The organism is Streptomyces sp. NPDC006265 (genome assembly GCF_040613555.1).
Taxonomy (GTDB): domain Bacteria; phylum Actinomycetota; class Actinomycetes; order Streptomycetales; family Streptomycetaceae; genus Streptomyces.
In genome coordinates this window covers 1-6,828 of the sequence record NZ_JBEXSH010000485.1, presented here as the reverse complement: position 1 = coordinate 6,828, position 6,828 = coordinate 1, and the positions used below count along the sequence as shown (strand labels likewise).

7 protein-coding genes are annotated in these 6,828 nt (G+C 71.6%); 5 read left to right on the top strand and 2 right to left on the bottom strand.

Going from position 1 to position 6,828, the window contains the following annotated elements; all coding sequences use genetic code 11:
* Positions 1 to 1,137: alpha/beta hydrolase (locus tag ABZ281_RS31175; RefSeq protein ID WP_356660893.1), on the bottom strand; the 1,137-nt coding region annotated here is incomplete at its 3' end.
* A 254-nt stretch (positions 1,138 to 1,391) separates the two neighbouring features.
* Here ABZ281_RS31175 and ABZ281_RS31170 point away from each other — a divergent pair.
* The 4 genes from ABZ281_RS31170 (at position 1,392) to ABZ281_RS31155 (ending at position 3,324) form a co-directional block, all read left to right on the top strand.
* Positions 1,392 to 1,616, top strand: a complete 225-nt coding sequence (locus tag ABZ281_RS31170) for a hypothetical protein (protein ID WP_356660891.1) — start codon at positions 1,392 to 1,394, stop codon at positions 1,614 to 1,616.
* Positions 1,617 to 1,825: 209 nt separating this feature from the next.
* On the top strand, positions 1,826 to 2,473 hold the full coding sequence (locus ABZ281_RS31165) for a TetR/AcrR family transcriptional regulator (RefSeq protein WP_356660889.1): 648 nt from the start codon (positions 1,826 to 1,828) through the stop codon (positions 2,471 to 2,473).
* Positions 2,474 to 2,607: 134 nt separating this feature from the next.
* Positions 2,608 to 2,835 (top strand): DUF3107 domain-containing protein, encoded by a 228-nt coding sequence (locus ABZ281_RS31160; RefSeq protein ID WP_030854792.1) that lies wholly within the window; start codon positions 2,608 to 2,610, stop codon positions 2,833 to 2,835.
* Between the two features lie 219 nt (positions 2,836 to 3,054).
* Complete coding sequence (locus ABZ281_RS31155) at positions 3,055 to 3,324, top strand: hypothetical protein (RefSeq protein WP_356660887.1); 270 nt, start codon at positions 3,055 to 3,057, stop codon at positions 3,322 to 3,324.
* 54 nt (positions 3,325 to 3,378) lie between these two features.
* On the opposite strand, the gene ABZ281_RS31150 is transcribed toward ABZ281_RS31155, so the two are convergent.
* Positions 3,379 to 4,128 (bottom strand): ferritin-like fold-containing protein, encoded by a 750-nt coding sequence (locus ABZ281_RS31150; protein ID WP_356660885.1) that lies wholly within the window; start codon positions 4,126 to 4,128, stop codon positions 3,379 to 3,381.
* Positions 4,129 to 4,579: 451 nt separating this feature from the next.
* On the opposite strand from ABZ281_RS31150, the gene ABZ281_RS31145 reads away from it, so the two are divergent.
* Positions 4,580 to 6,828 (top strand): DEAD/DEAH box helicase (locus ABZ281_RS31145; RefSeq protein WP_356660883.1); only part of this gene is annotated, 2,249 nt, incomplete at its 3' end.

Genomic DNA, 6,828 nt, shown 5'->3' with positions numbered 1-6,828 from the left:
ACTGATGCGCGAGCTGGGCATCGCCGGCGCCGTCCGCGGCAAGAAGATCATCACCACGGTCCCGGACCAGCAGGTCGAGCGGGCACCGGACCGGGCCCCCATGCTCTCGTCGGTGCGTTCTCTGTCGACGGCGTCGCCCCCGGCTCCCGACCGGCCGGCCCGCCTCGCTCGCTGCGCGCCCAACTCTCCCGCATCTTCGAGAAGTTCACGAAACGCCATGGCCACGGTCTCCGGATACTCCATCATCGCCACGTGGCCCGCATCAGGCAACGTCACCAGCCGGGAGTCACGGAAGGCCCGGGCCGCCTTCTGTGCCATGCGGAAGCCGACGAGCTGGTCACGGCCGCCGTAGACGAGAAGGACCGGGGCTAGAACCCGCTCGGCCTGACGCCACAGCCCCTGCTGGCCGCCCAGCGTGTAGGCATTGACGATTCCGCGCGCGGAGCGCGCCATCGCGTCCCAGAAGTACGGCAGTCGCAGCCGCCGCTCCATCTCCTGCACGGCGTTGCGGAATCCTTCCGGCGTCACCCGCCCGGGGTCCCCGTAACACAGCGCCATCACGCCGCGGACCCGCTGCTCCGCCGTCCACTCGCGGGTGATCCGCGTGAAGAGCAGGGCGACACCCGGCACCGCCAGCAGCCCCGTGGGCACGGCGGCACGCTGCACGCGGATTTCCGGCAGAGCGGGCGACACAAGCGTGAGCGTACGGACCAAATCGGGCCGAACGGCGGCGACACGGGTGGTGACGGCGCCGCCGAGCGAGTTCCCGAACAGGTGCACGGGACCACGGCCGGAGGCGTCGAGGTAACGGATGACCGCGCGCGCGTGCCCCGTGACGGAGTAGTTGCCGTCGTCCGGTGGCGGGGAGTCGCCGAAGCCCGGCAGGTCGAGGGCCTCACCGTCGACGGCACCGTCCAGCAGCGCCATCAGCGCCGACCAGTTCTGCGAGGAACCGCCGAGCCCGTGCACGTACAGCGCGGGCGGCAGCTCCTCGCGCGCGGGTGGTCTCGACCGGACCGTCAGGGTGACCCCGGGCAGCTCGACCGACCGCAGGCGCTCGCCCTCCGCGACCCGGACGGTCCCCACCTTCGGCAGCACATTGGCGGGCGGCACGAACGGCAGCTCGGTCGAAGACATGCGGCAATGTTACGAGACGATCACACAGCGACTCATGCGTTCGCCTGTGTTCGCCGTCACAGGAATCGGCTAGTTGAGACGCCGGAAAGAGAGGCACCCGGCGCGCATGGGTAGCAGTCAACGGGACGAGCACTGCGTCACATCCCGGACGCGGATCGCATAGCGTCCGGACCGGGTGTCTCCTAGGCTCATAGGGAGGGCACCCGCGTGTGGCCCCTGCATTCCCAGGGACGTTCGTAGGAAGGGAGCCCAGCATGGCCGTAGACCCCACCGACCCGGAGACGTTCGAGGCCGAGGAAGCGCCCGAGGCGCAGGAGTTCGACGTCGAGGCCCCCGAGGTCGACGCGGCCGAGCAGCAGGCGGATCTCGCGCCGGACCGCGACGACCCGCTGACCGGCGTCGACCCGGACCGCGCCAACGAGGCCGATCTGGTGGAGCAGGCCCGGATCGTCTCGCTCGACGAGGACGACTATCGGTGAGGTGCGCCGCCGACGGGCGACGAGCAGCTCCACCGAACAGGAAAGAGGCAGCGCTTTTTGCCCGCTCTGACCCTGTTTGAAACATTCGCAACCGCTTTCGTAACCGTCCGGTCCGTGAAATTCTGCGTTCTCACCGCGCACACCACGGTTACCGAAAAGTACGATGGCGACGCGGCCAGATCCGCATGTGGACGACTATGGGAGGCGGCGTGACAGCCATCGAGCAGACAGAGGCGGTTCGCCCGCGGGGCACACGCCTGCCGCGCCGTGCCCGACGCAACCAGCTCCTGGGCGCCGCCCAGGAGGTCTTCGTGGCCCAGGGCTACCACGCGGCCGCGATGGACGACATCGCGGAGCGCGCGGGCGTCAGCAAGCCGGTGCTGTACCAGCACTTCCCGGGCAAGCTCGACCTCTATCTCGCGCTGCTGGACCAGCACTGCGAGTCGCTCATCCAGTCCGTGCGGAACGCGCTCGCGTCGACGACCGACAACAAGCAGCGCGTGCGGGCGACGATGGACGCCTACTTCGCCTACGTCGAGGACGACGGTGGCGCGTTCCGCCTGGTCTTCGAGTCGGACCTGACGAACGAGCCCGCCGTGCGCGAGCGCGTCGACAAGGTCACGAATGAATGCGCGGAGGCGATCTGCGAGGTCATCGCCGAGGACACCGGCCTGTCGCGCGCGGAGTCGATGCTGCTCGCCTCGGGCCTGGGCGGCCTCGCCCAGGTGGTGGCGCGGTCCTGGCTGCACAGCGACCGCAGCGTGCCGCGCGACCAGGCCGTGCAGCTGCTCACCTCGCTGGCGTGGCGCGGCATCGCGGGCTTCCCCCTGCACGGCATGGACCAGCAGCACCACTGAGGGCATTTTGTTCCCGCCCGATGTTCGCTCGTGGCGTTCTCGGGCGGAGCATGTACGTCCCCTCACCGGGCTAATGTGTGCTGCGTACGGCGCGGAAGGTCGCGCACATCACTGACCGTCGGAGGGACATAGCCGTGGAGGTCAAGATCGGCGTGCAGCACGCGCCCCGCGAGATCGTTCTGGAGAGCGGTCAGACAGCCGAGGAGGTCGAGCGCGTGGTCGCCGAGGCGCTGGCCGGGAAGTCGCAGCTGCTGAGCCTCGTGGACGAGCACGGCCGCAAGCTCCTCGTCCCGGCCGACCGTCTCGCGTACGTCGAGATCGGTGAGCCGGCCCCGCGCAAGGTGGGCTTCGGCGCGCTGTAGCGCATGCGCGGGGCGGGGCGGCTTCGGCCGACCCGCCCCGTTTGCGTTGCCCTCCCACGGACACCCCTTCTGCGTGGCCCCGGGCTTCCCTTGCGGCACACCGGTTCCGCCACGGACGGAGCACAAGTCGCCCACAGGGGTGGATTGGATTCCGCAGGTCAGGGGTAAGACGGGCTACGACCGATTTGGGCAGGCCGGCCATGTGGGAGGGACCCCGACATGCTCCTGGAAGCGCTGAGTTCCGCGATCCTCGGCCTCGCTCTGGCGTGGGCGGCGACCCACCGCCTGCCACACCGTCTCCCGGCCCGCGCCATGGTCCTGTCGACGGGCGTCGCCGGTGCCGTCTTCGGGGCCTTCGTCATGCACAGCGCGCTGGACGCCGGGCACGTGCTGCTCGTCCTGCTCGGCGCGGTGATCGTCTCCGTGGCCTCGCTGTCGCTGCTGCTGCGCCCCGCGGGAAGACTGCGCCGCCGATCGGCGACCGCGTGACGGGTCGCCGATGGTGGCGCTTGTGACGACGTGGACCGGCCGGACGGCGAAGGGTCAGGCGGCCAGCCCCAGGGCGGCCATCCGCTTGGTGTGGGCCTCGGTGATCCGCGAGAACATCTTGCCGACCTCGGCAAGGTCGAAGCCGTCCGCGACACCGCCCACCAGCATGGTCGACAGCGCGTCCCGGTCGGCGACCACCCGCTGGGACTGCGACAGGGCCTCGCCCATCAGCCGCCGTGCCCACAGCGCGAGCCGCCCGCCGACACGCGGATCGGCGTCGATCGCGGCCCGTACCTTCTCCACGGCGAAGCCGCCGTGCCCCGTGTCGTCGAGCACGGCCAGCACCAGGCCGCGGGAGTCGGAGTCCAGCCGGGCGGCGACCTCGCGGTAGAAGTCGCTGGCGATGGAGTCGCCGACGTAGGCCTTGACGAGTCCCTCCAGCCAGTCCGAGGGGGCCGTCTGCTTGTGGAACCCGTCGTACGCGGCGACGAACGGCTCCATCGCCCGCGTCGGCTCCTCCCCGATCTCGGCGAGCCGGTCGCGCAGCCTCTCGAAGTGGTGGAACTCCGCCGACGCCATCTTCGCCAGCTCCGCCTTGTCCGCCAGCGTCGGCGCCAGCTTGGCGTCCTCCGCGAGCCTCTCGAACGCCGCCAGCTCCCCGTAGGCGAGTGCACCGATCAGGTCCACGACCGCGGCGCGGTACTGCGGGTCGGCGGAGGCCGTCGCCCAGTCCCGGGCGGCGACTGAGGTGGGTTCGGCGGCAGCGGTGTCCGAGGCGTTCGCAGGCTTGTCAGAGCTCGTCATGAAGCGCACAATAACCCGCCCGCCGGGAGGCGTAAGGCCCTGGTCAATCACTGTGACGACGACTACGTGACCGAATCGGCCATCGCATATGCACGATTCCGGGGTATGGTGGTAATGCGCCTGCTGGTACGTCGCCGTACCTCGACAGGCCGCACGTATGAGGATGCCCGGTCGGTGGCCCGATCGGCTCCGACCCGACAGCCCTCCCCGGCCGTCCGCCACAGTGCGTACGAGACCCGGAGGGGGACACCCTCAGCGGCATGAGCGCTAGAGCGTCGGCGCGGTCCCGTGCTCTACGGCCCGCCCGTAGGCAGCCGACGTCCCCGGCACGGTCTGACACGACCCCGCGCTCGCCTCGCGCCGCCCACACAGAAGAGGCAGCACCCTGACTACGTTCCGAGAGCTCGGGATCCTCCCCGAGACCGCCGAGGCCCTTGAGGCCGTCGGCATCATGACCCCCTTCCCCATCCAGGAGATGACGCTTCCCGTCGCCCTCTCGGGCAAGGACGTCATCGGCCAGGCCAAGACCGGCACCGGCAAGACGCTGGGCTTCGGCCTCCCGCTCCTCGAGCGCGTCACCGTCCCCGCGGACGTGGAGGCCGGACGCGCCGAGCCCGAGGACCTCACCGAGGCCCCGCAGGCACTCATCGTCGTCCCCACGCGCGAGCTGTGCACGCAGGTCACCAACGACCTGCTGACCGCGGGCAAAGCACGCAATGTGCGCGTCCTCGCCATCTACGGCGGCCGGGCCTACGAGCCCCAGGTCGAGGCCTTGAAGAAGGGCATCGACGTGGTCGTCGGCACCCCGGGCCGGCTGCTCGACCTCGCCGGGCAGAAGAAGCTGAACCTGAAGCACGTCAAGTGCCTGGTCCTCGACGAGGCCGACGAGATGCTCGACCTGGGCTTCCTGCCCGACGTCGAGAAGATCATCAACATGCTTCCGGTGCGGCGTCAGACCATGCTGTTCTCGGCCACCATGCCGGGCGCGGTCATCGGCCTGGCCCGCCGCTACATGTCGCAGCCCACGCACATCAGCGCCACCTCTCCGGACGACGCGGGCGCGACGGTCGCGAACACGAAGCAGTTCATCTACCGCGCGCACAACATGGACAAGCCCGAGATGGTGGCGCGCATACTGCAGGCCGACGGCCGGGGACTGGTCATGGTCTTCTGCCGCACCAAGCGCACGGCGGCCGACCTGGCCGATCAGCTCAAGCAGCGCGGCTTCGCCTCCGGCGCGGTCCACGGCGACCTCGGCCAGGGCGCCCGCGAACAGGCCCTGCGTGCCTTCCGCAACGGCAAGGTGGACGTGCTCGTCTGCACCGACGTCGCCGCCCGCGGCATCGACGTCGAGGGCGTGACACACGTCATCAACTACCAGTCGCCGGAAGAGGAGAAGACGTATCTGCACCGCATCGGCCGGACCGGCCGCGCGGGCGCGAAGGGTACGGCGATCACCCTGGTCGACTGGGACGACATCCCGCGCTGGCAGCTGATCAACAAGGCGCTGGACCTGGGCTTCAGCGACCCGCCGGAGACGTACTCCACCTCTCCGCACTTCTACACCGACCTCGGCATCCCCGAGGGCACGAAGGGCGTCCTGCCGCGCTCGGAGCGTACGCGCGCCGGGCTGGACGCTGAGGAGCTCGAGGACCTGGGCGAGCCTGGCGGCCGCGGACCGCGCGGACGCGGCGGCCGAGGTGGCCGCGGCGACCGGGACGAGTCCCGTTCGGCCGACCGCGAGCGCTCGTCGCGTACGCCGCGTCGCCGCCGCCGTACCCGTGGCGGGGCCACGCTGGACGGGGCGCCGGAGTCCACCGGCACCACCGCACCGGACACCACGGCCACCGGCGGTGCGGCCGAGGCGGACGCCGTGACGGCTCCGCGCACTCCGCGTCGCCGTCGCCGTACCCGCGGCGGGGCGCAGTCCGAGCAGGCTCAGGTCGCGGCGGTCGAGTCCCCCGCGTCCGAGCAGGCGGAGACCGCCGTCGCCACGGCGGAGGGCACGGCCACAGAAGCCCCTGAGACCGCTGAGAAGCCACGCCGGCGCCGTACGCGCCGGTCGGAGACGCCGGCGGTGGAGACCGAGGCCGCGGTGACGCCGTCGGCCACGGAGCCGGCGGTCGTTGCCGAAGCCCCGACCGCCGCGGAAGCGGCGCTGCCCGAGGCCGCCGCCAAGCCGCGCCGCCGCACCCGCAAGGCCACGGCGTCCGCTGCCGAGGCGGCGGTCGACACGGCCGAGGGGACTGCGGAGTCCACGCCGGAGCCGGCGGAGACAAAGCCGCGTCGCACCCGCAAGACGGCCGCGAAGGCCGAGGCGAGCGTCGACACGGCCGAGGCGACCGAGGCCAAACCGCGCCGCGCCCGCAAGGCAGCGGCCACGGTGGAGGACACCACCGCCGAGACGGCCGAGGCGAAGCCCAGGCGTACGCGCAAGGCGACGGCAGCGGCCGAGACCGCGGTCGACACGGCGGAGGCCACCGAGGCCAAGCCGCGTCGCCGCACCCGCAAGAGCGCCGAGAGCGCGGGCACGGCCGCGGCCGCCACGGTCGAGGCTCCCGACGCCGCGGAGGCCAAGCCGCGCCGCACCCGCAAGGCCGCCGCCTCGGCGGAGGCCGCCGTCGACACGGCCGAGGGCACGGAGACCAAGCCGCGTCGCCGCACCCGCAAGGCAGCCGAGGCCGCCCCGGCCGTCGCCGA

Excerpts from the sequence above, each read along its gene's own strand:
- ABZ281_RS31170 (WP_356660891.1), top strand. The coding sequence starts at position 1,392 with ATGGCCGTAGACCCCACCGACCCGGAGACGTTCGAGGCCGAGGAAGCG.
- ABZ281_RS31155 (WP_356660887.1), top strand. The coding sequence starts at position 3,055 with ATGCTCCTGGAAGCGCTGAGTTCCGCGATCCTCGGCCTCGCTCTGGCG.
- ABZ281_RS31150 (WP_356660885.1), bottom strand. The coding sequence starts at position 4,128 with ATGACGAGCTCTGACAAGCCTGCGAACGCCTCGGACACCGCTGCCGCC.